The sequence below is a fragment of the Tissierella sp. QWL-11 genome (genome assembly GCF_058683765.1).
This window is the reverse complement of record NZ_CM178750.1, coordinates 69,921-96,531: the sequence shown is the minus strand read 5'-3', so window position 1 is coordinate 96,531 and position 26,611 is coordinate 69,921. Positions and strand designations below refer to the sequence as shown.

Sequence of the window (26,611 nt, the reverse complement as noted above, 5' to 3'; positions counted from 1 at the left end):
AACTTTTCTTGAGATTAATTAAAGATAAGTTTATAATAATAAGCATTAATGTAGAATTTTCTACTTGTTATAATATAAGGAGGTAAAAATATGGATAATTATAATTATGAAAACTACAATAGACCACAAAAGAAAAATGGAAAATCTTATTTTTTAGTAGCGCTTATAGGAGCAATTATAGGAGGAATAATTACAGCTTATATTGCCCCAAATTACCTATATGGAAAAGTAATGCCCCTGCCAGATATATATAATACAAGTGGTGGAGGGAATATGGAAAATATAAGTATAACTCCAAAGGATGAAATCACAGCTGTAACAGCAGTAGCTAAGAAGGCAATGAGTTCTGTAGTTGGTATCACAACAGTACAGGTCCAAAGAGATTTCATATGGGAAAGAGAAGTAGAGGGAGTAGGTTCTGGTGTAATAGTAGATGATGATGGATATATACTTACCAACTCCCATGTAATAGGTGATGGTAAGGCTAAAAGAATAAATATATTATTTGAAAATGGAGATAAGACAGAAGGAGAAGTACTATGGTTTGATCCAGCTATAGATTTAGCAGTTGTAAAGGCAAAATCAAGTAATTTGAATGTAGCAGAGCTTGGAGACTCAGATGAACTAGAAGTAGGACAATTGGCAGTTGCCATAGGAAATCCACTAGGACTAGATTTCCAAAGAACTGTTACATCTGGAGTAATAAGTGGACTTCACAGGTCAATTAGGATAGATCAATACAATATAATAGATGACCTTATCCAAACAGATGCCTCTATAAATCCTGGTAATAGTGGAGGACCTCTTTTAAATAATAAGGGTGAAGTCATAGGAATAAACACAGCTAAGGTACAAACTGGTGAAGGTTTAGGCTTTGCAATTCCAATAAATCTTGTTAAACCAATAGTAGAAGAAGTGATACAAAAAGGTGAATTTACAAATGTAGCCATAGGTATAAGACCAGCAGAGGTAGAGTTAGTAGAAAGACAGCTTGGTATAGACTTGTCTCCAGAGACTGGAATAGTAGTAGTTGAAGTAACTCCTAATTCTCCAGCACAAAGAATAGGACTAAGGGCAATGGATGTAATAACTAAAATAGATGACAATGAAATAGATACTGTAGCAAGCCTTAGAAAAATTCTATATAATTATAAACAGGGAGATAAGGCAATTCTCACTGTAAATAGAGATGGAAAAGATATGGAAGTAGAAATAGAATTTAAATAATGAAAAAAGTGAACAAAGGGGGCGAGAAACTTTGTTCACTTTTTTTAATATAATTACAATAAAAGTGAGGTTTTTTATGAATATAAAAGTCATAGCAGTAGGAAAAATAAAAGAAAAATACATAAAAGAAGGAATAAATGAGTTTTCAAAACGACTTTCAAGATATGCAAAACTTGAGATAATAGAAGTAAACGATGAAAAAGCTCCTGAAAATCTGTCAGAAAAGGAAATGGAAAATGTAAAACAAAAAGAAGGAGAAAAAATCATTTCCAAGATTCCCCAAAATTCCTTTGTTATTTCCCTGGAAATAAACGGGAAGCAAATAAACTCGGAAGAGTTGTCGGAAAAAATGGAGGACTTAATGATAGACGGGATAAATGATATCACTTTTATAATAGGAGGATCCCTAGGACTTTCTAAGGAAGTAAGTAAACTATCAAACTTTAAATTATCATTCTCAAAAATGACCTTCCCTCATCAAATGATGAGGTTAATACTACTTGAACAGGTGTATAGAGGATTTAGAATAATGAAGGGTGAACCCTATCATAAGTGATGGACATTTGTACTAAATTTGGATAATTTAAAATAAGAGATAATATGTAGAATATAAAGTTTCTCTACTATAAGTTCTAATGTAGTAGAAGAATTTTTCTATTTGAATGATTTATTAAATAATTTATTAAATAATTTATATGAGATATAATTATATATAATAATTACTAATTAATTCATAGAAAATGTAAATTAATAGTAGTAAAACTAACTGTTAGTAATTTATAGAGGAGGGGTTACGGTGGAACTTGTAAAGATAACACATGAGAATCTTGAAATGGAACATATTTGTTGTGCTATTTCAAATAATAAAGATAGTCAAGTAATGTCAAAAAAATCTTGGTTGAAAGAAAGGTTGGACGAGGGACTTGTTTTTTTAAAGTTTAATGTTAGAGGAAAATGCTTTATTGAGTATATCCCTGCTGAATATGCTTGGGTACCGATTGAAGCGGACGGTTATATGTATATTGACTGTCTGTGGGTATCGGGGAAATTCAAAGGACAAGGGTATTCTAATGTTCTTTTGGATGAATGTATAAAAGACAGCAAGGAAAAAGGTAAAAAAGGACTTGTTATATTATCTTCAAAAAAGAAAAAGGGATTTCTTTCAGATCCTAAATATATGAAATACAAAGGTTTTGAAACCGTGGATAACGCAAATTCATATTTTGAGCTGATGTATCTACCATTTAGCAATGATGCTGAAAAGCCACAGTTCAAACAACACTTAAAAGAAACAAAACATAATGATTTACAGAATGGCTTCACGTTATACTATACAAGCCAATGCCCTTTTACAGCTAAGTATGTTCCGCTTCTTGAAGAAGTAGCGAAAAAGAGAAGTGTAGATTTTCAAGCGGTTCATATTCTTACAAGAGAGCAGGCACAAAATGCTCCTGCTCCATTTACGACATTCTCTTTGTTTTACAATGGCGAATTTGTTACCCACGAGATATTGTCAGAAAAGAAATTTGAAAAAATTCTTGCGAGCAAAGTCTTATAAATTTATTGAGCAGATTATATAAAGGAGAGAGTTAAACATGACTATTCCAAATTCAAACTGGAAATAATGTGTGGATAGGTTATGATGCCATAATTATGGCAGGAAGCTTAATAACTTCTATAGGAAATATTATAATAGGAAAAAGTGCTGACTATTCCTTAGAGATGGCATTTATAACGTGTTCAATGATGAGTATTTTAGGGTTAATATTAATGATTGTGTATTATAAATTAACTAAAGAAAAAATAACTAAAAAGTATGCCCTTACAAAATGAAAATAGAGTAGGGGCTTTATTATATATAAGTAAGGATTGAAAAACCACAGTTATAGCGAAACGGTGAACTATATCATAAATAACCCTAAAACAAGTCTAATTTAAAGCAGAAATAGAATATGATATAATACATGATAAATCATAATGGAAAAGGCTAAATATATTAGGGGGCTGACAATGTATACAGTGGGGGAAGTAGCAAAGTTTTTAGGGATATCAAGAGATGCTTTAAAATTTTACGAAGAGAAGAACTTAATTAAACCAAAACAAGATGAAGAAAATGGTTATAGAAAATACAACTTAGTTGATATTAATGAAATATTAACAGTTACTTTCTATAGAGATATAGATATAGAAATTAAAAAGATACAAGAGATTAAAGCAGATGATAGTATAGATACAATAGAATCTATATTAAATGAAAAACAAAAAAAGCTTCATGAAGAAATAGAATATAAGAAACTACTTTTAAATCGTATAGAAGATGTAAAAGAGTTTTGTAAAACTATAAAAGAAAATCTTAATAAAATTACTATTAGAGAAATGAAGCCTATATTAGTAACAAGTGAAATAACAATAAAAAAAGAGGAGATGGATGAAACATATAGTGAAATACTAGAAAAATATGATCATTCTACTAGGATAAAAAGAGCAGTGAATTTATCAGGAGTATCGAGAATAGTTTATTTTAATAACCAAGCTATTACAAAGGAAAGATATATTCTATATAAAAACTTACAAAAAGATATATATGAAAGAAGAGAAATGTTTTCTTATTCAAAGTGTATTTATACAGTAGTAGCAATACCTATTTTTAACAAAGTAGAAAATATTGATGACAATATGGTAGTTGCTATTACGGAAGAAGCTAAGGATTTAGGATATGAAACTATGGGAATTGCATTTATAAATTTATTATTTAATGGGTATAAAGACGGAGAAAGTGTTCAGTATTTAGAAATGTATGTCCCAGTAATAGAGTTAGAAACTTAGAAAGTGGCAATTGCCACTTTTTTTATTTTAAAAAAGACTATTGACTTAGGTGTTACTCCTACCCTTAAAGTAGAATTATAATAAAAAATTATAGATAATTGCTGGGGAGGGTTTAATTATGAAGATATTAAATGTCAATAGTTTAAAGAAAAAATATAATGATAAGTATGTAGTTAAAGGGATTTCATTTGAAGTTAATAAGGGGGAAATTTTAGGACTTTTAGGACCAAATGGAGCAGGGAAAAGTACAACAATAAACATTCTTTCAACAGCTTTAAAGGCTACTGATGGAATGATAGAGTTTATGGATAAAGATATTATAGAGAATAAATTAGATTATAAATCTTCATTAGGAATAGTACCTCAAAGCTTAGCTATATTTGAAAATATACCTGCCATTGAAAATGTAAAATACTTTGCGAGTTTTTATGGATTAAAGGGAAATGAGTTAAAAAGAAAATCAGAAGAGTCATTAGACAGGGTAGGACTGTTAGATAGAGCTAAAGATTTACCAAAGACTTACTCTGGGGGGATGAAAAGAAGATTAAATATAGCTTGTGCATTAGCTCATAATCCAAAGCTTCTAATTTTAGATGAGCCTACGGTGGGGATTGACACACAATCAAGAAATCATATTTTAGAATCTATTAAGAAACTAAGAGAGATAGGAACAACTATTATATACACAACTCACTATATGGAAGAAGTTGAATCAATATGTGACAGAGTTCTTATTATGGATCAGGGACTTATTATAGCAGAAGGAACATTAGATGAATTAAAGAAAAGCATGGGAGAAAGTATAGTTTATAAAATTTCAGGAGAAGGAATAAAAAATATAGAAAAAAACATATTTGATTCTGTTGAAGGAATAATTAATGTTGAGTTAAGTGATTTATTAATAGTGAGCTCGAAAAAGGATTCTAACAATTTAGATAAAATAATATTAAAGCTTATTAATGAAAAAGTAAAAATAAAAAACATTGTTACTCAAGAGCAAAATTTAGAAGCTGTGTTTCTAAATTTAACAGGCAGAAGCTTAAGGGATTAGGTGAGTGAGATGAATATAGTAAATATGATAAAATTTCAACTTAATTTAATATGGAAAAAACCAGTTATGTTTATGACCTATTTTATTTATCCAGTATTATTAACAGCAATTATAGGTTATTTAACTCAAAGTAACTTTGGAGGAGGGGTCTCCTCTTATGAATATTATTCAATTGGAATGATGATTTTTATATTTACAGGTGCAGGGATTATTAGTTCCTATAATTTTCTTGACAATAATATAAAGCAAGGCAATGTAAGAATTATGTTTGCTCCAATCAATAAGTTAGAAATATATTTATCTCAAGTAATAAGTGGAACAATATATTCATCTGTTGCAGCTGGAGTAACCATGTTAATTTTTGATGTGTTCTTTGGAGTGAATTATAGTGAAAATGGAATTTTAATTTACATTTCGTTTATAGCTCTATGTTTTATGTCAAATGCTTTGGGAATGCTTCTATGCACAACAATAGACCATGTCGGGGTGGTAAATTTAGTGTTTAATATTGTGCAAGCAGTTTTATGTATACTTGGAGGAGCTTTCTTTTCTTTAGAGGCTTTAGGTGAAGTACCGGCTATGATATCAAAAATATCACCAGTAAAATGGTTGATGGATGGACTTTTAAATAGTATGTATGATAATAATAATTTTATTCTTTTTATAGCAATAGGAATTAACATTATTCTTGGCATAATTCTTGTTAGATTAACCTCTAGAACATTTAAGTTGGAGAAATATTTGTAAAGGAGAAAATTATATGAGAAATATATTATTAGTAATAAAAAACAATTTATATAGATTGACAAGAGAAAAAGAGATGATAGTAATGTCTGTTATAGTAATGCCAATCATAATTTACTTGGGAGTATATTTTAGTGGTATTGATAGTATAAATGGAAAGATAGCTGTTGTAGGTGCTGCTCCAGAAGAACAAGAAATTATTAAGGATTCTATGAATGAAAATATTAACATAGAGTTTCTAGAAAAATCTTTAAGTAAAACTAAACTTATAAATGGGGTTTATTTAGCAGAAATAAATTTTATAGGTAATGAACCTGTTGTAATTTCTCATGGAAAATCAGATATACGAAAGGCTTTAGAAGCAAACTTAAAAGGTGAAGTTTATGATATTGAGGAGGATAATGATACAGTACAGGGAAAAGTAATAGGATTTTTAATAATGTTTTCATTTATCGGATCTATTACAATGGTTATGGACTTTTTCTTAGCTGATAGGGAAAATGGAACCTATACAAGAGTACTAAGTGGGAAAATATCTTATTTTCAATATATTGCAGGTCAAATGCTGTATTCCCTAGTAATATTGAGTATACCAACTACAGTATTGACAGTTTTTATATTAAAAGTATTAAACGTTAATTTAGATATAAGCTATTCATTACTCACTTTACTATTATTATTAGTTGGAATATTGAGTAGTAGTTTTGGAATGTTTATATCAACAATTTTTAAAGATAGAACATCAGCAACAATGGGTGGTTCTATAATTGTTGTCATAACTTCTCTTTTAGGAGGATGCATAATAAATTTTAAAGACACTAATAAGGTTATTGGATTTATTAGAGATATTATTCCTCAAAAAAGATTAATAGATTTATCTAATAATTTTAATAAGGGAGACTTATTATTTATTGTCTGTGCTATTTTAATTTTTATTTCTATAAGTGCAATTTTAGGTAAAAGACAATATGAAAATGGAGATTTTGTAGGATGAAAAATTTTAAAATAAAGTCTATACATTTTATTTATAGATTTGTTATATAAGTGAAAGCCTCTATATGAGAAAAAATTACATTAATCAAATATATATAAATGTATCATCAATTGGTGTTATTACAGATAAATACTAATTTTAAAAATCATATGATACTATGAACCGTACCATAAGTAGGGCAAGCTATACTATAAAATAGAATATCAACAAAGCAAAAGGCATGTCATTTAGAGGATTTTAGTGACGAATAATCTATAATAAAATAGTAAGACCTAAAGAAGGTGAAATATTATTTTAAACTATGGAAGATGATAATAGTAATGTAAAAGAATTTTAAAAAAAGAAATATTGGGGATTATCTAGAGGCCATATACTAGATATTTTTCAGATATGCTATTGATTTCAAAAGGAAATACATATAAACTATATCTAGGATTTATTTAATTTTGTTTTAATTTTTTATATACAATTTTACAAATCTCATCAAAATATATTTGATTTTGAACATTAAATAATAATAGATAGAATAATGAGAGGAGAAATAGAATGAAGAAGATAAGAAACAAAAAGATTTTAATTATGTCCCTTGCAATAACTATATTACTAGGAATTATATCTTTTGAAAAAACAGTGATAGCATCGGACTCTGACACAACAAATCCTGTAATTAAATATGCTTATATAGAAGATGAGGTTCTAAAATTAAGAATATTTGATGATGAAAGATTAGCCAGAAAACCTATAATATATAGAATTGGTAAAGAATCTAAAACCTATGAAATCCATATAAATGATTATGAATATGAATATGATGATGATGACGATAGAATAAGGATTTATGAAATAGACGTTGATATACCTTCCGATATTTTTATAACTATTGAGGATTATGCTGGAAATGAAAGTACATATAAGTTTTCAATTAAAGAAGATAATGCACCTCTTACAGAGTATATTCCCGAATTTGTCATGGAAAGGTTATCTAAAAATAGACAATCTATGGTAAATAGATTTAAAGGATTTAAAGATATTCTTGAGTTAGAATATGGAAAGGTTGTAGACGCTTTTAGTTTATATGACAATATTATAAAAGATAACTACTATAAATATAATAAAAACAACATAAAATTTAAAGCCCGTGGCTTGTCTATTGATAAAGATGGAAATATCAAACTCAATAAATATGGTGTTTTTAAAATTACAATGACACATAAGATGGATAAGACTTTTGAAGAGATAGCATATGTAGTAATAAGGCCAAATTGGAGAAATACAGAAAATAGACATAGTCCAAGTAATTTTAGTCCATATATAGTATATAAGGATAAGATAAAAGTTGCAGATTATTTTAGAAATGAGGATGAAACCAATACAAAAAAAAGCAAAATAGATACTACCTATATGCTGGTATATAACGAAGAAACTGGTAAAACAGTAGGTATGAATGATAAAATAAGTTTAGAGTTGAACAAAACATACAAACTAAGTGTTTTAAATTTTGAAGATGATTCACAGCAAGATTTTTATATAATGAGACAAGAAAAAACAAAGTCGAAAAATAAAAAATTTACAGATGTAGATAAAACACATTGGGCAAGTAAGGATATAAGTTCTTTGGTATCCAAAGGAATATTATCAGGCTATCCTGATGAAACCTTCGACCCCGGTGGGAATATTACAGTTAAGGAATTTATGACCATACTAAGCAGAGAAATAGCTGAAAACCCAGAAAATGCAAAGCCAGTGGTTGGGGATGTGGTCACAACTATTAGGGAAAATACATGGGGATATATAGAATCCAAGTCTATATTGGATAGAATACCAGCTAATAAGCTACGTAAATTTGATTATGTAGACATGGATAGGCTAATAAATAGAGATGAGGTAGCATTTTTAATAAACAATGTTTTTATACTAGATACACCATACAATACTGACAAAAAAAATTATATGTATGATATATGGAAATCAATATATGTAAGAGATATTATAGACCTTATAGATCTGGAGATAATATCAGGATATTCAGATGGAACATTTAGACCAAAAGATAATATAACAAGAGCAGAAATAGCAGCTTTAATCACAAAAATTAAATAGAAAACAAGCCCTCTAAGAATATTAAATTATTTTTAGAGGGTTTCTTTAGGTGAATTTATATTAATATACAAGCTTTTTTGTGGGAAAACTTAAAAAACATATAAATTAACCGATAACATAAGTATAAGGAATGTTTTAGGGAGGTTATTGATTTGGTTAATAAAAAAACACTTGCTAGAGGAGCAATTTTGCTATTAGCATTTATTATGTTAATGCCTGTGGCAGCTTTTGCAGCAGAGAAGACTGTAACTGTAAATAGTTGGGATGAGTATAGAACTAAAATTGAAGAGAATATTAAAAACCAAGTAGAAAATATAAATATTGATTTTAGAAACTTTGAGGAAGGTGAAATTTTTAATAGAGAATACCCTATTCGACTTAAGATAAAAGAAGAATTTAAAGGAGTAATAAAGAGTATACCTAAGCATCTTGGAGAATTAAATATAAAAAACGTAGATGGTATAGAACCCCAGATTAGTGTAGATGAAAAAAGTATAAAATACAATATAGAATATAATATTGATAATAGTGGATTTGATGTTTTAAGTAAAGAGTTTGATAAAGAATATATTAACATTAGAAAAAAAGTTACTGACTATGAAAAAATAAAAACAGCATATGATTATATACACAAAGTATTAAGCGATGTTGATGGTGAAGGCCATGAAACAATTAAGGAGTTATTTTCAAATAGAATAAATGCCCATACATTTCTTTTTGCTAAGATGATGACAGAACTTGGTTATGAAAATGATATTGCTAACAAGACTGGAGAATCATATAAGTGGAATCTAGTAAAGGTTCAAGGTAAATGGTATCATGTAGGATATAAAAATTTCTTAATAAATCTACAGGACGGAAATTGGGATATAGGCAAGCATGAAGACAAAATTTGTAAGGATGGCAATGAGTATGATGTTGAAAATCAAGGTTTTGCTACTGAAAAATATGATGGAGATCAAGCAGAGAAATTACAAATTCAATATGAAATAGAGTTAATAGAAAAAGACGCTAAAAATACATCAAGTGAAGTTGATAAAGTTTTTAAAGACAAAGAAATAACAATGGGAAATGTAATAGAAGTTAAGAATGAGTTCAAAGAAATAGATGGGAAACTAGAAAATTATAGAGTAAAAAAACATGTTTTAAAAATTAGATCTGAGGATATAGAAGAATCTTTAGAAGATAAATTTGTGGGTTTAGAAAAAACGATAGAAGCTTTATCAGAAAAAATAGATAGTAGAAAAAAAGATATAATTGATGAGGCAATAAAAAAAGCAGAAGAAACTTTAGAAATAGAGGATATTTTAATTGCTGAAGAAGCAGTAGAAATGGATGCAGATGGAAACAATGTAGAAAAGATGGATGCTTTTAGAATTGCAATAGAGGCAATAGAAAAAGCAAGTAAGACAAAATTAGAAATAGATATTAACAAGGCTAAGGAAAAAATTGAAGATCCCAATATAATAAATTTAAAAATAAAATTAGAAAACAAAATTTATATATTGGAAGTAATGATAAAAGTTGAGAAAGCAGAGAAGACTAAATTAGAAATAGATATTAATGAAGCAAAAGACTTAATAGAAAAGCTTGAAGATGGAGATATGAAATTAAATCTAAGAAATAGAATAGAAATAGTTGAAGCTAGTATATTAGTTGAAAAAGTTGAAAAAAGTTTAAAAGATAATGGAATAACAAATATAGATGAGTTAATTGGCCAGGCTGAAACTTCAATAAATAGCCTTGGAACAGGTACAATAAAAGAGGAACTGGAAGATAGACTTAATATTGTAAGGGGTACAGTAGATACAATAGAATTAGTAGATAAGATAAAATCTAGCATTATATCATTAAACCTAAGTGATAGTGAGTCATTATCACTTAGTATTCAAAACTTTGAAAATGATTTAGAAACAGCTGAAGTACAAGTGGAAAAAATTCAAGATAAACATATTAGAGATAATCAAGAAGATAGAATAAAAGAAATAGAGTTAGTAATAAGTGCCATAAAGGCAGTAGATAAGGCTGAAACTTCAGAGCCTTTAAAAATGACAAATGTGAAATCAGCTATAAGTACCATTGAAAAGACTAAGGATAAATTAGATAAGGATTATTGGGAAATTAGGGATGATGATTTAGGCATTATAGGAAAACTAAATGATAGATTAAAAACTGTAGAAGAAAAAATAGCTGCATTAAGTTTAGAGTCCGATGCTATAAAAGCTGTAGAGAAAGCAGAAAAAAGCATGAAGGATAGAGATGTTGTTTTAGCTAAAGCGGCAGTTGAATTATTTGCTACTAGTGAGGCAGCAGTAGGTATAGAGGATTTGAATAGTCGAATATTAGCAATAGATTTGATGAATAGATTGGAGAATAGTCTAGATAAATATTTTGAAGAAGAGACAGATGAGAATAGGAAGAAGTTAGATCCTGCTATTGGTGAAGCTCGTTCTGCCATAAAATTAATAAAAGAAAAAGAACTTGATATAGATAGCATAATAACAAAATATGAAAGTAGATTGGAAGTAGCTAGTAATGCAAGAACAGCTATTGATAAAATAAAAGAAGCAGAATTTGCTCTGGAAAATGAAAAAGATTTAGCAATTATAGCTGCTGAAGAAGCTATTCAAGAAATTAAAGATAGTAAAATAAGAAAACAATTGGAAAACAAACTAAAAGATATTATATCTCAAAAAAAAGAAGAAGATAAAATAAAAGAAGGTATAAAGGCATTGGAAGAAGCTGAAGATGCAGTGAAAAAAGCTAAAGAAAGTTTAACAGGACAACCTAATGAGCATAAAATAACTGTAAATATAGAATTAGTAAGTACTGCTGAAGAAAAGGTAAAAGAACTTGTAAATGGAGATGACAAAAAGAATCTTCAAGCTATAATTAAAGAATTAAATGATGTGATAAAAGCTAAACAAATGGTATTAGATGTAGAAAACAAACTACAAAACGGAAAGCTTACACTCAAAGATGTTAAAGCTATAGAAAAAATAGTATCTAGTTTAAATCATGAATATAGGATTCATATATCAGGTGATAGTGAACAAAATCTTGATAATAGAGTGTTAAATTTAAAAACTAAGCTAGGGGAAAAAGAAGCTGCTGAACTTCTAGATAAGGCTAATGTAGCAGTAACAAAAGCAGAAGATACAAATCAAGCAAAAGATATTAAAACAGCTAAAAAAGCGGTAGATTTAGTAAAGGATGAGGAAAAAAGAAAAGAATTAATGGATAGATTAGAAAATTTAGAAGTTGAAATGGCTAATGTTGCAGTAAAAACTGCAGAAGTTAGCGCAAAGTTCAATAACAAGTCACTATCCAAAGATATTTCTACTGCCGTAAAATTAGTAGAACTGATTAGTAATAACAAAGGTGAAGAAAGAATAAAACTAAATAATAGAATTAGGGCTTTAGAAAGTTATGTATCAACTATTAAAGTGTTGCAAAGTGCGGAAAAAGCAACTAATCAAGTAAATATATATGCTGCGGAAGCTGAAGCTGATAGACTTAAAGAAATAGTGGGGAAAATAGAAGAAGCTGACCAAAATATATATAAAGAGGAAAATGGGATAATAGAAAATATAGATGCTAGAATTGCAGCTATAAATAAGCACTTTCAAGATGAAAATATCAAAGTAAAAGCTGCTCAAGATAAAGTGGATTTTATACGAGGACAAATGAAATTCGATAGTGACCCTAAAGATACGGATATCTTAGAAGCTAAAAGACTTGTAGAGAAGGTTACTGATAAAACCATTAGAGCAGATTTACAAAAAGATATAGATGCTATCCAAACAGCAAAAGATGCTAAATTAGCAGTAGCTAGGGCGGAAGCTTATGTTACTGAAAAAAGTGTGAAAGATTCAGAAATAGCTTTAAATAAAGTGAGTGATATGTATTCAGATATTATTGAAAATTTAGGTGGAAGAATAGCAGAGTTAAGAAATAAATTGGATATATCTAAAAAAGTTGAAGAAGCTACAGACTTGGTTCAAAAAGCAATCGAAAGTAGAGTGGAATCGGATATTATAAAGGCTCAATTTACTGTGGATGATTTAGAAACTTTGGCTAAGGGCACCTATGATACTCTAACAAAGATTCTAGAAGAATTAAAGAAATCTGTAGAGAATGAAGCAGGAGACCAGGCAAAAGCTTTAAAGGCTGTTAAAAGAGCACTATATGGAGAAACCGACGAAGAAATGGACGAAGAAATTGGAGTTTTTGCTCGACTAGATGAAATTAATATGGCTATAGTCATGATAACAGCTAATCAAGAAGACGAAGAAAAAGACATACAAGATGTATATGAATTGATAGAAGCTGCTAGAAATCAAATCATGATTGCAGATGCTGCTGTAAGAAGACTCAGAGATAAAGATCAACTTCTGCGTGAAGTAGAAGGAGCTAAAGATGATCTTTATCTATTAGAGGATAAATTAAATGTAAAAGAAGCTGTGAGATTAGCTACTCTGGCTTCAGATTCTGTAAATCAGGGAAAAGATGAAGAAGCTAAATCTAAAGCTAGATTAGATATTGCCGCTGCTAGAAGAGCCATAGCTAGAATAAACCATAAGGACAATGCAGATGAAAAGAAAATTATATCAAATACCATAGATGCTATAGAAGATAAATTAATATCAGATAATGATCAAGAACTTATAGATTTAGCTGTGGAAGCAGTGAATCATGCAGCAGATCTCCTTTCTAAGGCAGTAAGAGAAGAAAATGTTATAGAACTACAAGAAGAGTTAGATAAAGCTATCTTTTCAGCAGAAATGGGAATTGGATGGATTAGTGATAAAAACAAGTCTGCCAAAGATACACTTACGGGATTTATAAATGAGATAAAATCCATGTATAAAGCAGAAAAAGATGGCATACTAAATGAAGAGCGTATTAAAAATGCAGAAGAAGCAGTAAAAAAAGCAGAAGCTAAAAAGGGATCAGATGAGCTAGAAAGTTATATTAGGTCAGCTAGACTAAGAATAAAAATGATAAGAAATGATGGACCAGAAACTGAACTCAAAATAAATGATTTAAATACAAGATTAGATATATTAGAAGGCAAAAGTGGAGGAGATTCTACGGATAAATCAGAGGATAAAAAAACAGATAGTAGTAAATCAGGTGGAGATTCAAATATAAATAAAATACACACAACTCCACGTTCATCCAAAAATAGATTTACAGAAGTTAACCAGCCCAAATGGGGAAAAACAAAGGAACTAAAGAAAAAGAGTCCTACTATAAATCTTCCCAAAAAGAAATAGCATTCAAGTTTTATAGCATAAAAACTATTTTAAAGCCTTTGAGTCAAAGTCATTACTACAGGGTATATTATTCATAATATGGATTATAAAAGAGATGAGATTTTATAAATTATATTGTTTTATCTTTAGAATCCCATTATAGATAATATAATCTTAGTAAAGGAGAGATTCCTATGTATATTAAAGATATTATGAATAAAGATGTTATAACAGTAAGGGAAGAAGATACAGTTGAAAAATGTGTAAAATTGATTAATACTCATAATTTGAGTGGATTACCAGTTTTAGGGGACAAAGGTAAAGTTACAGGAATAGTTACTGAAGGAGATCTCATAAGGAGAGCTGCTAATATAAAACCTCCAGAATTTTATGGTTTGCTTGGAGGTATGATATATCTTGAGAGTCCAAATAAGTTTATGGATAGGTTAAAAAAGTCTATGTCATATATAGTAAAAGATATTATGACCGAAGATGTAATTACTATTAGTCCAGATAAAGAAATAGAAGATGCAGCCACTCTTTTAGTCAGCAAAAAGTTCAAAAGGCTTCCAGTTGTTGATGAAGAAGGGAATCTTGTAGGAATTGTTTCAAGAAAGGATATTATGAACTACTTATTTGATAATGAGTAATCTTAAATATTAAAATGCTTTCAATGATAGGAAAAATTCATAGTTTTATAAACCCTATTATAAGAATAAATATCTTAAAATAGGGTATTTATTTTATCAGGAGGAGATTTTTTATGATACAAAAAAGAAAAGATTTAGTAACTATGGGTGGAAACCCTTTAACTTTAATAGGTGATGAAGTAAAAGTAGGAGATAAGGCAAAAGATTTTATAGCATTAAAAGAAGATTTAAGTGAGTATTCACTAAGAGATGCTGGAGATAAGGTGAAGATTATATCAGTAGTACCATCTTTAGATACAGGAGTGTGTGAATTTCAGACAACTAGATTTAATGAAGAAGCTTCTAATTTAAAAGATGTAGAAATTCTAACGATATCTGTAGATTTGCCCTTCGCCCAAAAAAGATTTTGTGAAGTAAAAAATATAGATAAGCTTATAACTTTATCTGATCATAGAGATTTGGACTTTGGAATGAAATATGGATTTGTGCTAGAGGAAGTAAGGCTTTTATCCAGAGGGATAGTAATTCTTGATAAGGACAATACTGTTAGATATGTTGAATATGTAAAAGAAGTTACACAACATCCTGATTATGATAAAGCTCTAGAAGAAGCTAAAAAATTAGTTTAAAAATAAAAATTCATATAAAATCCTTTTTATTAATTTTTTACTAGGATAATAAAGATTTTAATAAGCAAAATATTAATATGGTAAAAATATTAATAGAAGGAGAATTTAAATGTCTAACAAGCCAAAACCAGATGATAGAAGTGACAATGTAGATAAAATACAATTCAATATTGATAATACAATTAAAAATTATAATGAAACAAAAGAAATGATTGAAAAAACAGATGATGAAAAAGCTAAACAAGATTTAATTGAAAAAAACAAGAGAAGACTAGAATCTCTAAGTGGAATGAAAGAAGAAATAAAAGATGAGGCATCAGCAAAAGAAAATAGGCTGAAATAATAAAAGATAAGAATCTTTCAAATTGAAAGGTTCTTATCTTTTTATCTATATTAATAATATAAAAAATTCAAGTGGCTAGATCAATTCTTATGGGAAAACATAAGTATAAAGGAATATTTGAGACAAATTTCCTAGTTTATGATATACTACTGGATACTCACATAGATAATACTTTTTTATTTTTATCTATGTGGGTAAATTTTATAAAAAATTAGAAAGGTAAGGGAGATTTATGCAAAGAAATACAAATTTAGGGGAAGGTAAAGTAAGTTCTTTATTATTAAAATTATCTCTTCCAGCTATTATAGCTCAGCTGGTAAACTTACTTTACAATATAATCGATAGAATATACATAGGTAGAATGGCAAATGGAGAAATTGCAATGGCAGGTGTAGGAGTTGCTTTTCCCATTATCATTATAGTGTCTGCCTTTAGTGCACTTGTAGGAATGGGAGGAGCCCCTTTAGCTGCTATTAAAATGGGGGAAGATGATAATGATGCTGCAGAGCATATACTTAGTAATAGCTTTTCAATTTTAATCTTATTATCTATTGTAATAACTTCTTTTGTATTGATATTTAAAGAGCAGATTTTATTATTATTTGGTGGAAGTGAAAACACTATTGGATATTCCTTAGATTACTTAACAATTTACATACTTGGGACTATATCTGTTCAAATGGCTCTAGGGATGAATCCTTTTATAAATACACAAGGCTTTGCTAGAATAGGTATGATGACTGTAATGATAGGGGCTATTATAAATATAGTTTTAGATCCTATATTTATATTTGCTTTAGACATGGGAGTGAAAGGAGCAGCACTTGCAACTATAATAGCTCAGTCAGCTTCTGCTATATGGGTACTTAAATTTTTATTTGGAGAGCATAGTAAACTAAAGATAAGAAAAAAATATTTAGTTCCTAAATGGAGTATTGTAAAAAATACCATAACTCTTGGAATATCTCCATTTATTATGCAGGCTACAGAGAGTTTGGTACTAATTTCGTTAAACAATATGCTTATGCTTTATGGAGGAGATTTGGCAGTAGGGGCAATGACTATAATGAGCAGTATTATGCAGATTATCTTACTTCCAGTAGTTGGCCTTACTCAAGGAGCTCAACCTATTATAAGTTACAATTATGGAGCTAAAAATTTAGACAGGGTAAAACATACGTTCAAACTACTCTTTATAATTGCAATTTCATATACTTCTATTATGTGGTTGCTACTTATGACAGTTCCAGAAATGTTTGTATCTATATTTAACAATGATCCTGCTCTTATGGAAATAGCTACTTGGAGTATAAAGATATATTTTGCAGGTATACTTTTGTTTGGAGCACAGATGGCCTGTCAGCACACTTTTTTAGCTTTAGGTAGAGCTAAGATATCACTTATATTAGCTTTACTTAGAAAGGTAGTCTTACTTATACCATTAATCTTTATACTTCCTAATTTTATAGAAGACAAATTATTTGCAGTATTACTTGCAGAACCTATTGCAGATATAGTTGCTGCAATAGTAACTACCATATCTTTTAGCATATTTTATAAAAAGACTTTAAACATAGAAAATAAAATTTAAAAAAGGATGACACCTGAAATAGTGTCATCCTTTTTCTATCCTTTGATCTAAAAGCTTATACAAATCCTACAAAATTGGGTATAATATAATTTGACTATAAATTATCTAATGAGGAGATATTATGCTTTTTATAATAGATATGCAAAATAATTATTTAGACTCTAAGGCAAAAGAAACCTATATACAGGGGTCACAAGATTTAGTTCCAGGGATTATAGAAAAGATTAAAGATTATGAGCAAAGGGAATCCAAAATCTTTTATACCCTAGATATATATACTGAAAAGTTTAAGACAAGGGATCATAATTTAAAAAATATAGAAAAAAAAGAAAAAGTAGCAGACTCAAAAGAGAAGTGGGGATCTAGCTTATTTCAAGTTTTGCAGCCTTATGTATTAAACTCTGAATGTCTTAAAAAGAGCTATTATGCACTTTCACCAGATGGAGTTTTAAGTATACAAAAGAAGCTTAATAGTGGAGAAAATAAAATTAGAGAGATAGAATTTGTAGGGGTAGAAACTCATATATGTGTTTTAGCAAATGCAATCTCTATGCAGAGTGCTTTTCCAGATGCACAGATTATAATAGATGCTAATTTATGTATGAGTAGAGATAAAGAGGATCACGAAAGAGCATTAGAAGTTATGGAAAAGTTGGGAATGAAAATTAGGAGGTAAATAGATGAAATTAGAAAGAGAAAAACTAGAGAAGATAACAGAAGGACTTTTAGAATGGATAAAGATGAGTATGGAAAGTTCTGGAGGTAAAAAGGCAGTAATAGGGATTTCTGGAGGTAAAGATAGTTCAGTTGTAGCAGCTTTATGTAAAGAAGCCCTTGGAGGCGAAAATGTTATAGGAGTTCTTATGCCTGATGGAGTACAAAAAGATATATCTTATTCTAAAGAGATATGTGAATTTTTAGATATAAATTGTGTCACAGTAAATATAGAAGGAATAACATCTGCTTTTAGTAATTCATTAGAAGGTATAGATAAAAGTTTATTAGGAGAAATATCTATGCAAACTAAGTTAAATACACCTCCTAGAGTGAGAATGACCCTTTTATATGCCATAAGCCAGTCAATAGATGATGCCAGAGTGATAAATACTAGTAATATTTCTGAGGACTGGATAGGTTATGCCACTATATATGGAGATACTGCAGGGGCTTTTTCTCCCTTGGGCATGCTTACAAGTGATGAGGTAGTTGAAATAGGTGAGTTTTTAGGTATTCCAGATAAGTTTATATTTAAAGATCCTAGTGATGGACTTACAGGGAAAACAGATGAAGATGTCTTTGGATTTTCCTATGAGGTATTAAATAGATATATAAGAGAAGGAATAATAGAAGATGAAGATATAAAGAAGAAGATTGATAAGATGAATAGATATAGTCGTTTTAAATTTTTACCTATACCTATGTTTAATCCAAAATTGTCAATTAAAGCAGAGGATGAGTATAATATATATAAACATAAGTAGACTAAGGTATCTCTCCATAGGCTGGGATAAACCCTCTTGTCATTTGAAATGGAGAAATCTATTTTTGAATTTGATTGTAGATTAGATATGGTTTTTCTTGGGTATGATGAGTTTATCAATAGCTATAGGAGGTGAAATTTATGATAAATTGGTTATCCCAGTTTACACCTGTTACACAAGCTTTTATAGGGACTATGTTTACATGGGGTGTGACAGCTCTTGGGGCTAGTTTAGTATTTTTCTTTAAAAAGATAAATAAAGATGTTCTAAATGGAATGCTTGGGTTTGCGGCAGGAGTTATGATTGCTGCAAGTTTTTGGTCACTTTTAGCTCCAGGAATTGAGATGGCAGAGGAATTAGGTCAAACTCCTTGGCTAACTGCTGCCATAGGATTTTTAGGAGGCGGATTATTTTTATTTGCAGTTGATAAACTATTACCTCATTTACATAGAGGTATGAAGACATCGCAAGCTGAAGGGATAAAGACTAGTTGGCAGAGAAGTGTACTTTTAGTATTGGCCATCACTCTACACAATATTCCAGAGGGATTAGCTGTAGGTGTAGCTTTTGGGGCTGTAGCTTATGGTCTTCCATCGGCAACTATAGGGGGAGCAATAGCCTTAGCAGTAGGTATAGGACTTCAAAACTTCCCAGAGGGAGCGGCAGTTTCAGTTCCATTAAGAAGAGAAGGATTTTCTAGAAAGAAAGCATTTTTATATGGTCAGGCTTCAGGAGTAGTTGAGCCAATATCAGGAGTTATAGGAGCTTTAGCAGTTACATCTATGCGCCCTATACTTCCATATGCCCTTACCTTTGCAGCAGGTGCCATGATATATGTAGTAGTAGAGGAACTAATACCAGAAGGTAAGGAAATAGAAGAGGGAGGACATTCGGATATTGCAACCCTTGGAGTTCTAGCAGGGTTTACAGTAATGATGATCTTAGATGTAGCCTTAGGATAAAATAAGAAAAGATTTATTGGTGATTTTTTAAAATACAACAGCCTTTATAAAGGCTTATATAGATGATTTAAATTGGGAAGAACTAAAAAATGATAAATAGATTCTAGAATCTACTTATCATTTTTTTAGTTTTAATTTCTATTTAGTGATTTTCATATTCTATGTTCTAAACTTCTATTACCAGAGTCCTTTGCAAGTTTTCTAAGATTTAACACCTGATCTTCACGGCCAAGTACTATAAGAGTGTCCCCTATATTTAGTATTTCGTTAGAGTTAGGATTAAACACAAGATCTGAAGTTCCATTTTTTTTGATTGCTAAAACTATAAGCCCAGTTTTTTCAGGAATTTTTACATCTTTTAAAGTTTGACCTGATATTTCAGCTTCTTTTTCAATAACTACATCTTCTAGGTCTAGAATCACATCCCCTGCATGAGTTACTACATCAAGAAAAGATATAACTGTAGGTCTAAGCATAAGAGATGCCATTCTACTTCCACCTATTTCATTAGGAGATATAGTATTATTTGCACCTGCTCTTTTTAACTTTTCACTTGCATTTTTTTCTACAGCTCTAGATACTATATAAAGGTCTTTATTCATTTCACGAGCAGTTAAAACAGTGTATACATTATCAGCATCTTTTTTTAGGGAAGATATAAGTCCCTTAGCATATTGAATTCTCGCCTTATTCAATGTATATTCCAATGTAGCATCACCATGGATTGCAAATATCTTTTGATCCATTAAATCGCTCACTTTATTCTCATCACTTTCTATCACAATAAAGGGAACTTTACTTCTTTGAAATTGTTTTATTGCATTTGTCCCTGTCTCCCCTGCACCACATAAAATATAATGATCCTTTAAATCCTCTATTTTTGACTCCATTTTTCTTCTCCTCCAAGCTTTTTTAAGATCTCCTTCTAAAAATGAGGATACTATACTAGTAAATAAATATCCTACAGTTCCTAGGCTTAAAAATATGATAAACATTGAAAAAAACTTAGCTTCAGTGTCCATGACACCTACTTCTTGATATCCAACTGTAGAGATGGTTATTACTGTCATATATAAAGCATCTACAAAGCTTAAATCAAGTAAATATTTATAGCCTATAGTGCCTGTGAATATAAGAGTGATCAAAATCCCAATTATAGGGGTTAATTTGTCTTTTGATTTCATGATTTACCTCGTATTTATATTTTAAATAATTGTATCAAAAAAAGATGATATAGTAAATAAATTAAATTATGCAATTTTAAAAGCTGAATTACTACTGTACTAATATGCCTTAATATGAATATTTATCCAGTGAATTAGTTTGAAATTTTCTCAAACTATTCAAGCTCTTTAATTCAAAGAAGAACATTACAAGTAAATGTGAAGAAGTGTCAAAGTGCTGTGTTTTGTAGTCTGTAGTATACTTTCCAACAAGCCTGTTTAAAACATTACCAATAATTACCATATTATTTTATTAAAAAATATTTTATTATTATTTATATAAATGAAATATGTTAAGTAAAAAATTTCAACAAAATGATGTAAGGAGTGAAAGGGTGATATTATGTCTTATTTAAGATTGATTAGAGATAAGATGCAGAATTTAGCAGAGACTGTAGCATCTGTCCTAAATATAGAAGTAGCTATTGCAGATAAAAATCTTACTAGAATTGTAGGTACTGGAAATTTTCATATGAGATTAGAAGAAAGCTGTGCAGAGGATTCTCTATTTGCAAAGGTGGTAGAATCTGGAAGTCCAATAATAAATTTAAACAAAAATGAAAATTGCATAGATTGTTCTAATTCCAAGGATTGCCCTGAGTTTGCCAATATGTCTCATGCTATCAAGGTAAATGGAAATATAATAGGAGTCATAAGCTTTGCCTCCTTTGATGATAGACAGGCTAATATGATGAGGATTAAAAAAGATGAATATTATAATATGTTGAAACAAACAGCAGCTATGGTAGAACGAGAGATACTAAACATAACTATTACCAATAAATTTAAAAGAAATATTGCTGAAGTCAACGAAATCATAAATTGCTTAAATAAAGGAATTATAATATTAAATTCAGATAATCAAATTATACATATAAATAGTAAGGCGCTACAGGCATTGAATATAAATATTTCTGAACAGAAAATTGTAGAAAAGGATATAAGGAAATTTATAGAAAATATAAAATTACAAGATACGGGAAATGATGATGTAGTTGGTTGTTGGAGTATACATGGGAAGGATATGAGAGTAATATATAATATCGATAATATAATAATAGGTGATAATGAATCATCATCTGTGATAAGTTTTGATATTATGAAAGATATTATAAATATTGCCAAGACATATGAAAACAAGGGAAAAATATATTTTTCAAATATTGTGGGGAATAGCAATTCTATTTTGAAGGCGATAAATAAATCAAAAATAGCAGCAAATACTGACTCCACTATATTGATGCAGGGAGATAGTGGTACAGGGAAGGAGTTATTTGCCAGGTCTATACATAATGAGAGTTATAGAAAGGACGGTCCATTTGTTCCTATAAATTGTGCAAGCATACCAGAAAACCTTATAGAATCGGAGTTGTTTGGATATGAAAAGGGAGCTTTTACTGGAGCAAATCCTAATGGGAAAAAAGGCAAGATAGAATTATCTCATAATGGGACCCTATTCTTAGACGAAATAGGGGATTTGCCACTATATTTACAGACTAGGCTTCTAAGAGTCTTACAGGAAAGAAGTATTGATAGATTAGGTGGAGAAAATTCTATAGATGTAAATATCAGAGTCATATCTGCTACTAATAAAGACCTTATAAAGCTAATAAATGAAAATAAATTTAGATTGGACTTATTCTATAGATTAAATATTATTCCCATAGAACTTCCATCCTTAAAAGATAGAGAAGAAGATATATTTTTATGTTCAGAATATATTCTTAAAAACCTTTGTGATAGGATGAATAAAGAGAAAAAGACTTTATCACATGAAGTAAAGATTTTATTTAGAAATTATGATTGGCCTGGAAATATACGAGAACTTGAAAATATCTTAGAACATGGGGTATGTTTTTCTAAAGATAGATATATTGAGGTAGGAGATCTACCCAAATACTTTCTTAAGGGAGGTTTAAATTTAAATATCAAAGAAAAAAACATTGTTGATGATAATTTTACTTCTATTGAAAAAAATAAAGTTTAGAAGAACTAAAAATGGAGTTTGAAAAAAGCATTATCAATGACTTGATTGATAGATATGGAAATACAATGGAGGGGAAAAAGGTAGTTGCAGAAAAATTAAATATTGGACTTACTACTTTATATAGGAAAATTAACGATTATGAAAAATAATTTTCATAAACGGAAGTGAGATTTTAATTTATGAAAAGATATAATATGTTTTTAAAAACATATTATATCTTTTTTTATTTATATCTATATTAAGAAAAGAGTAGAAATTGGGAAATTAAAATTACTAAATTAAAAAATAACTAAAACTATAAAACTTGGCATGGAAATTGCTATATATAATAATTAGCATAATAAATTAGACATTATGGAGAAAGGAGAGAAGTGTAAAGATGGTAAGTGGCAGTATGGAAATCAATTATTCTGAAAAATTATTAGAAACTCTTATCAAAGGTGTAAAACCAGCTTTAGGTTGTACAGAACCCGTAGCAGTTGGTTTATCTGTAGCTAAGGCCTATGAAGCGATAAAAGGTGAGGTAGAAAGCATAAAGGTAAAGGTAAGTCCAAATATTTATAAAAATGGAATGGGTGTTGGAATTCCAGGCACTAAGGAAATAGGCTTGATATTTGCGGCAGCACTAGGAGTTACCTGTGGTGATCCTAATTTAGGATTTGAAGTATTTAGACCTGTAAATGATGAGGCTATTTCAAAAGCAGAGGTATTGGTAAAAGAAAATAAAATCAGTGTAGAGTTAGAGGAAACAAAGGGAAACTTTTATATTGGAGCAGAGATTAGTACGGATAATGGTAAAGGACTTTGTATAATTAAGAACACTCATATAAATATTGTATATGTTGAGGCGAATGGCAAAGTACTATTTGAAAAGGAAGAATCTCAAAAATCAGGATCTATAAATAATGATTATCTAAAGGATATTACATTACAGGATATTAGGGATTTCGTAGAAGGTATTCCATATGAAGATATTAAATTTTTACTTGAAGGTGTCAAGTTAAATATGAATATTGCAAAAGTGGGACTTGAAGAAAAACCAGGACCTGGATTAGGTGCTGCAATGAATCAATTGATGTCTGATGGTATAATGCAAAAAGATGTTATAAATGAAGCTAGAATACTTACTTCTGCTGCCTGTGATGCTAGAATGGCAGGGATAAATATGCCAGTTATGAGTAGTGCGGGTAGTGGTAATCACGGTATCACAGCTATTATTCCACCTGCTGTCATATGTGAACATATGGAATGTGATGATGAAAAATTAGCTAGGACATTGGCATTTAGTCACTTAACTACAGCTTATATAAAAATATTTACAGGTGGATTATCACCAGTATGTGGATGTGCAGTAGCAGCTGGTATAGGTGCATCAGCATCAGTAACTTGGGCTCTAGGAGGAACTAATGAGCAGATAGGAGGAGCTATCAAGAATATGGTAGGGACTCTTGCAGGAATGGTATGTGATGGAGCAAAAGGAGGATGTGCATTTAAACTTTCTACAGCAGCATCAGAGGCTATTATTCAGGCAAAACTTGCAATGGCAAATGTAGTTATCAATAATCTAGATGGTATTATCAATCCAGGAGTTGAAGAGACTGTCAATAGTCAGTGAAAATGTCACCTAAAAGTATAAAGCTTTATTCAATGAAAATGTCACTATTAGTATTTAGAAGAATCGCATTTATTCCACGCTCCTATTGACATGGGGCCCCTAACCCCTCTGGACACCCATCTATGTCGAAAATAATCTGTAGCAGTCGGTATTTCCGCCTCAAGATTTTACCAGAGGGGTCTACCCCATATCAATAGGCTTTCGCGGCATAAACGATTAAATACTTGTATTTATGAATTTCCAATTTAAAATAGGCATAAGAAAATAAACCCTTGAAAAAGAGCCTTAAAATGAAGTATGATATTCTAAAGAGTAAATCTCTTTACCCCCATGCCCTAGTGGAGTTGAACAATCCTTTTAAGATCTCATCGATCTCTGTATCTGGTTCATACAGACTGTTCTCTCTATAGGGTATGGTTTTTTTATCTAAATCTACCCTCCAAGGATGATTTTTAGATGGTTTAGCTTTACAAATCTTTTCCTTAGGATGATGAGAAATTGCCTTTTTAGGTCGTTCCTTCAACTCTCTTGTATCGTAAACTAGACCTGAATACATAGCTTTCACTCCAATTTTATCGCTAGTCAAAACGGTTAATTTAGCTTTTGGTAATGCACTAGATTTTTTATCATTTTTCACAATTTGATAATACTTTCCACCATAAGAAAAAGCAGAACCTTCAATAATAGTGCGCTCTTGTTTAATACAAAGAATATAATCAAGATTAATACTAGAATCTAAACTTCTAAATGCAGAAGTACTATCTTCAGGAGAAACCCCAAATTTTTTGTTGTACTTAATCATAAACTCAGATAAAAAAGAATTAGCCTGTTCAATAGTTTTAATACCATGTATTTTAAATTCTACAGGTAATCTACTTTGAAGAGTACCCCATAGCCTTTCAATTCGGCCCTTAGCTTGTGGAGAATATGCCTTGATAGTATTAATACCTAACTCCTCCATAGCCCTACCAAACTGAGTTAAATTAACAGTTTTTCCTTCTAATTGATCCTCAATAGATAATTTATCATAATTACGAGGCACAAATACTGCATGACGATCGCAATAAAGACTAGTAGGAATACCATGATTAGAAACTATTTGTCTAACTATCTCAAAATACCCTTCCATACACTCATTAGGAGTAAAATAAAGAGCTAGAATTTCGCCAGTAGCATCATCAATAGCACCATGAATATCAAAAGAATCACCACCAATAATCCACTTATGTGGCGAAGCATCAATTTGAACCAACATTCCTTTTTGAGGTTTTCTTTTTCTGCGATAGTGAACCCTTCGCTTACGATGTTTTTTAGGGCTTTTAATACCAGCCTTAGTTAAAATTCTATGCACAGTAGGATAACTAATTATTATACTTTCATGTTCTTCTATTAACTCATGAAAATGATTAAAATTAGCTTCTTTGTACTTTGTTTGTTTCAGTTTAACAATTAAATTCTTAATATCATCCGTTGTAGCATGCTTTGGCTTTCTACCTCTATTTTTATGGATAATGAACCCAGGTCCTTCACTCTTAACTCCCTTCTTTAACCTTAATACTTGCCGTTCACTTAAGTTCAAAAGTTCAGCAGCTTCACGAATAGTTAATACTTCATCAATAGTTTGATTGATGACTCTAAGCCTAGAGATTTCTTTTTGTGTCATATTAAATATTTCCTTTCTCATACTGACATTTTATCAGAATAATTTTAATATGACATTATCATAGAATAACTACACCAGGAGTTGAAGAGACCATAAAGAATCTTGGACAATTCTGTAATGGTGGAATGAAAAATGCTGATAAAGAAATTATTGATATTATGTTAAAAAATAAGTAGGAGTTAAACATTGGTAACTAAAATTAATGATAAAAAAGTCGCCAATTTCTAGTGTCATATTAAGGGCCAACCTAACAATCCATAGAAAAGA

At 29.9% G+C, this 26,611-nt stretch carries 23 protein-coding genes; 20 read left to right on the top strand and 3 right to left on the bottom strand.

The features are described from left to right. Nucleotides 1-90 precede the first annotated feature (90 nt). The 17 genes from htrA (at nt 91) to AC4PG3_RS00420 (ending at nt 19,856) form a co-directional block, all read left to right on the top strand. Complete coding sequence (gene htrA, locus AC4PG3_RS00500) at nt 91-1,227, top strand: serine protease HtrA (protein WP_492197135.1); 1,137 nt, start codon at nt 91-93, stop codon at nt 1,225-1,227. Nucleotides 1,228-1,303: 76 nt separating this feature from the next. Then, nucleotides 1,304-1,783, top strand: a complete 480-nt coding sequence (rlmH, locus tag AC4PG3_RS00495; protein WP_492197134.1) for a 23S rRNA (pseudouridine(1915)-N(3))-methyltransferase RlmH — start codon at nt 1,304-1,306, stop codon at nt 1,781-1,783. 240 nt (nt 1,784-2,023) lie between these two features. Then, nucleotides 2,024-2,785 carry an N-acetyltransferase gene (locus tag AC4PG3_RS00490; protein WP_492197133.1) on the top strand — a complete coding sequence of 254 codons (762 nt, stop codon included), beginning with the start codon at nt 2,024-2,026 and terminating at the stop codon, nt 2,783-2,785. Between the two features lie 68 nt (nt 2,786-2,853). Further along, nucleotides 2,854-3,060: a hypothetical protein gene (locus tag AC4PG3_RS00485; protein ID WP_492197132.1), complete on the top strand. Its 207-nt coding sequence runs from the start codon at nt 2,854-2,856 to the stop codon at nt 3,058-3,060. Nucleotides 3,061-3,237: 177 nt separating this feature from the next. Next, on the top strand, nt 3,238-4,053 hold the full coding sequence (locus AC4PG3_RS00480; protein ID WP_492197131.1) for a MerR family transcriptional regulator: 816 nt from the start codon (nt 3,238-3,240) through the stop codon (nt 4,051-4,053). 118 nt (nt 4,054-4,171) lie between these two features. Beyond that, on the top strand, nt 4,172-5,104 hold the full coding sequence (locus tag AC4PG3_RS00475) for an ABC transporter ATP-binding protein (protein WP_492197130.1): 933 nt from the start codon (nt 4,172-4,174) through the stop codon (nt 5,102-5,104). A gap of 9 nt (nt 5,105-5,113) precedes the next feature. Beyond that, nucleotides 5,114-5,851: an ABC transporter permease gene (locus tag AC4PG3_RS00470; RefSeq protein ID WP_492197129.1), complete on the top strand. Its 738-nt coding sequence runs from the start codon at nt 5,114-5,116 to the stop codon at nt 5,849-5,851. Between the two features lie 13 nt (nt 5,852-5,864). Continuing rightward, the gene (locus AC4PG3_RS00465; protein WP_492197128.1) at nt 5,865-6,842 is read left to right on the top strand and encodes an ABC transporter permease; all 978 of its coding nucleotides are present in this window, start codon (nt 5,865-5,867) and stop codon (nt 6,840-6,842) included. Nucleotides 6,843-7,388: 546 nt separating this feature from the next. Then, the gene (locus tag AC4PG3_RS00460) at nt 7,389-8,942 is read left to right on the top strand and encodes an S-layer homology domain-containing protein (RefSeq protein ID WP_492197127.1); all 1,554 of its coding nucleotides are present in this window, start codon (nt 7,389-7,391) and stop codon (nt 8,940-8,942) included. 152 nt (nt 8,943-9,094) lie between these two features. Then, the gene (locus AC4PG3_RS00455) at nt 9,095-14,221 is read left to right on the top strand and encodes a hypothetical protein (RefSeq protein ID WP_492197126.1); all 5,127 of its coding nucleotides are present in this window, start codon (nt 9,095-9,097) and stop codon (nt 14,219-14,221) included. Nucleotides 14,222-14,394: 173 nt separating this feature from the next. Continuing rightward, nucleotides 14,395-14,850, top strand: a complete 456-nt coding sequence (locus tag AC4PG3_RS00450) for a CBS domain-containing protein (protein ID WP_492197125.1) — start codon at nt 14,395-14,397, stop codon at nt 14,848-14,850. 113 nt (nt 14,851-14,963) lie between these two features. Further along, nucleotides 14,964-15,479 (top strand): thiol peroxidase, encoded by a 516-nt coding sequence (gene tpx / locus AC4PG3_RS00445; RefSeq protein WP_492197124.1) that lies wholly within the window; start codon nt 14,964-14,966, stop codon nt 15,477-15,479. A gap of 109 nt (nt 15,480-15,588) precedes the next feature. Continuing rightward, complete coding sequence (gene tlp, locus AC4PG3_RS00440; protein WP_492197123.1) at nt 15,589-15,822, top strand: small acid-soluble spore protein Tlp; 234 nt, start codon at nt 15,589-15,591, stop codon at nt 15,820-15,822. Between the two features lie 232 nt (nt 15,823-16,054). Then, entirely contained in the window at nt 16,055-17,413 is a 1,359-nt protein-coding gene (locus AC4PG3_RS00435) for an MATE family efflux transporter (RefSeq protein WP_492197122.1), read from the top strand. A 121-nt stretch (nt 17,414-17,534) separates the two neighbouring features. Further along, nucleotides 17,535-18,089, top strand: a complete 555-nt coding sequence (locus tag AC4PG3_RS00430) for a cysteine hydrolase family protein (RefSeq protein WP_492197121.1) — start codon at nt 17,535-17,537, stop codon at nt 18,087-18,089. Between the two features lie 4 nt (nt 18,090-18,093). Next, nucleotides 18,094-18,894, top strand: a complete 801-nt coding sequence (nadE, locus tag AC4PG3_RS00425) for an NAD(+) synthase (protein WP_492197120.1) — start codon at nt 18,094-18,096, stop codon at nt 18,892-18,894. 140 nt (nt 18,895-19,034) lie between these two features. Continuing rightward, nucleotides 19,035-19,856, top strand: a complete 822-nt coding sequence (locus AC4PG3_RS00420) for a ZIP family metal transporter (protein ID WP_492197119.1) — start codon at nt 19,035-19,037, stop codon at nt 19,854-19,856. Between the two features lie 152 nt (nt 19,857-20,008). On the opposite strand, the gene AC4PG3_RS00415 is transcribed toward AC4PG3_RS00420, so the two are convergent. Both AC4PG3_RS00415 and AC4PG3_RS00410 read right to left on the bottom strand, forming a co-directional pair. Next, nucleotides 20,009-21,040 carry a potassium channel family protein gene (locus AC4PG3_RS00415; RefSeq protein ID WP_492197118.1) on the bottom strand — a complete coding sequence of 344 codons (1,032 nt, stop codon included), beginning with the start codon at nt 21,038-21,040 and terminating at the stop codon, nt 20,009-20,011. 109 nt (nt 21,041-21,149) lie between these two features. After that, nucleotides 21,150-21,323 carry a DUF4372 domain-containing protein gene (locus tag AC4PG3_RS00410; RefSeq protein WP_492197117.1) on the bottom strand — a complete coding sequence of 58 codons (174 nt, stop codon included), beginning with the start codon at nt 21,321-21,323 and terminating at the stop codon, nt 21,150-21,152. Between the two features lie 99 nt (nt 21,324-21,422). Here AC4PG3_RS00410 and AC4PG3_RS00405 point away from each other — a divergent pair, with 99 nt between their 5' ends. The 3 genes from AC4PG3_RS00405 (at nt 21,423) to AC4PG3_RS00395 (ending at nt 24,681) form a co-directional block, all read left to right on the top strand. Continuing rightward, nucleotides 21,423-23,066, top strand: coding sequence for a sigma-54 interaction domain-containing protein (locus tag AC4PG3_RS00405; RefSeq protein ID WP_492197116.1), 1,644 nt, complete (start codon nt 21,423-21,425; stop codon nt 23,064-23,066). 11 nt (nt 23,067-23,077) lie between these two features. Continuing rightward, on the top strand, nt 23,078-23,215 hold the full coding sequence (locus tag AC4PG3_RS00400) for a helix-turn-helix domain-containing protein (RefSeq protein WP_492197115.1): 138 nt from the start codon (nt 23,078-23,080) through the stop codon (nt 23,213-23,215). Nucleotides 23,216-23,445: 230 nt separating this feature from the next. Next, nucleotides 23,446-24,681, top strand: a complete 1,236-nt coding sequence (locus tag AC4PG3_RS00395) for an L-cysteine desulfidase family protein (protein ID WP_492197114.1) — start codon at nt 23,446-23,448, stop codon at nt 24,679-24,681. A 322-nt stretch (nt 24,682-25,003) separates the two neighbouring features. Here the strand turns inward: AC4PG3_RS00395 and AC4PG3_RS00390 are convergent, their stop codons facing one another. Then, nucleotides 25,004-26,344 carry an ISNCY family transposase gene (locus AC4PG3_RS00390; protein WP_492196949.1) on the bottom strand — a complete coding sequence of 447 codons (1,341 nt, stop codon included), beginning with the start codon at nt 26,342-26,344 and terminating at the stop codon, nt 25,004-25,006. Between the last annotated feature and the right edge of the window lie 267 nt (nt 26,345-26,611).

Bases quoted from the DNA above. Each gene is read 5' to 3' on its own strand.
- AC4PG3_RS00410 (WP_492197117.1), bottom strand. From the start codon at position 21,323: ATGGTAATTATTGGTAATGTTTTAAACAGGCTTGTTGGAAAGTATACT.
- AC4PG3_RS00435 (WP_492197122.1), top strand. From the start codon at position 16,055: ATGCAAAGAAATACAAATTTAGGGGAAGGTAAAGTAAGTTCTTTATTA.
- AC4PG3_RS00420 (WP_492197119.1), top strand. From the start codon at position 19,035: ATGATAAATTGGTTATCCCAGTTTACACCTGTTACACAAGCTTTTATA.
- nadE (WP_492197120.1), top strand. From the start codon at position 18,094: ATGAAATTAGAAAGAGAAAAACTAGAGAAGATAACAGAAGGACTTTTA.
- AC4PG3_RS00415 (WP_492197118.1), bottom strand. From the start codon at position 21,040: ATGAAATCAAAAGACAAATTAACCCCTATAATTGGGATTTTGATCACT.
- AC4PG3_RS00460 (WP_492197127.1), top strand. From the start codon at position 7,389: ATGAAGAAGATAAGAAACAAAAAGATTTTAATTATGTCCCTTGCAATA.
- AC4PG3_RS00470 (WP_492197129.1), top strand. From the start codon at position 5,114: ATGAATATAGTAAATATGATAAAATTTCAACTTAATTTAATATGGAAA.
- AC4PG3_RS00395 (WP_492197114.1), top strand. From the start codon at position 23,446: ATGGTAAGTGGCAGTATGGAAATCAATTATTCTGAAAAATTATTAGAA.
- tlp (WP_492197123.1), top strand. From the start codon at position 15,589: ATGTCTAACAAGCCAAAACCAGATGATAGAAGTGACAATGTAGATAAA.
- AC4PG3_RS00400 (WP_492197115.1), top strand. From the start codon at position 23,078: ATGGAGTTTGAAAAAAGCATTATCAATGACTTGATTGATAGATATGGA.
- AC4PG3_RS00480 (WP_492197131.1), top strand. From the start codon at position 3,238: ATGTATACAGTGGGGGAAGTAGCAAAGTTTTTAGGGATATCAAGAGAT.
- AC4PG3_RS00390 (WP_492196949.1), bottom strand. From the start codon at position 26,344: ATGACACAAAAAGAAATCTCTAGGCTTAGAGTCATCAATCAAACTATT.
- rlmH (WP_492197134.1), top strand. From the start codon at position 1,304: ATGAATATAAAAGTCATAGCAGTAGGAAAAATAAAAGAAAAATACATA.
- AC4PG3_RS00450 (WP_492197125.1), top strand. From the start codon at position 14,395: ATGTATATTAAAGATATTATGAATAAAGATGTTATAACAGTAAGGGAA.
- AC4PG3_RS00430 (WP_492197121.1), top strand. From the start codon at position 17,535: ATGCTTTTTATAATAGATATGCAAAATAATTATTTAGACTCTAAGGCA.
- htrA (WP_492197135.1), top strand. From the start codon at position 91: ATGGATAATTATAATTATGAAAACTACAATAGACCACAAAAGAAAAAT.
- AC4PG3_RS00405 (WP_492197116.1), top strand. From the start codon at position 21,423: ATGTCTTATTTAAGATTGATTAGAGATAAGATGCAGAATTTAGCAGAG.
- tpx (WP_492197124.1), top strand. From the start codon at position 14,964: ATGATACAAAAAAGAAAAGATTTAGTAACTATGGGTGGAAACCCTTTA.
- AC4PG3_RS00465 (WP_492197128.1), top strand. From the start codon at position 5,865: ATGAGAAATATATTATTAGTAATAAAAAACAATTTATATAGATTGACA.
- AC4PG3_RS00475 (WP_492197130.1), top strand. From the start codon at position 4,172: ATGAAGATATTAAATGTCAATAGTTTAAAGAAAAAATATAATGATAAG.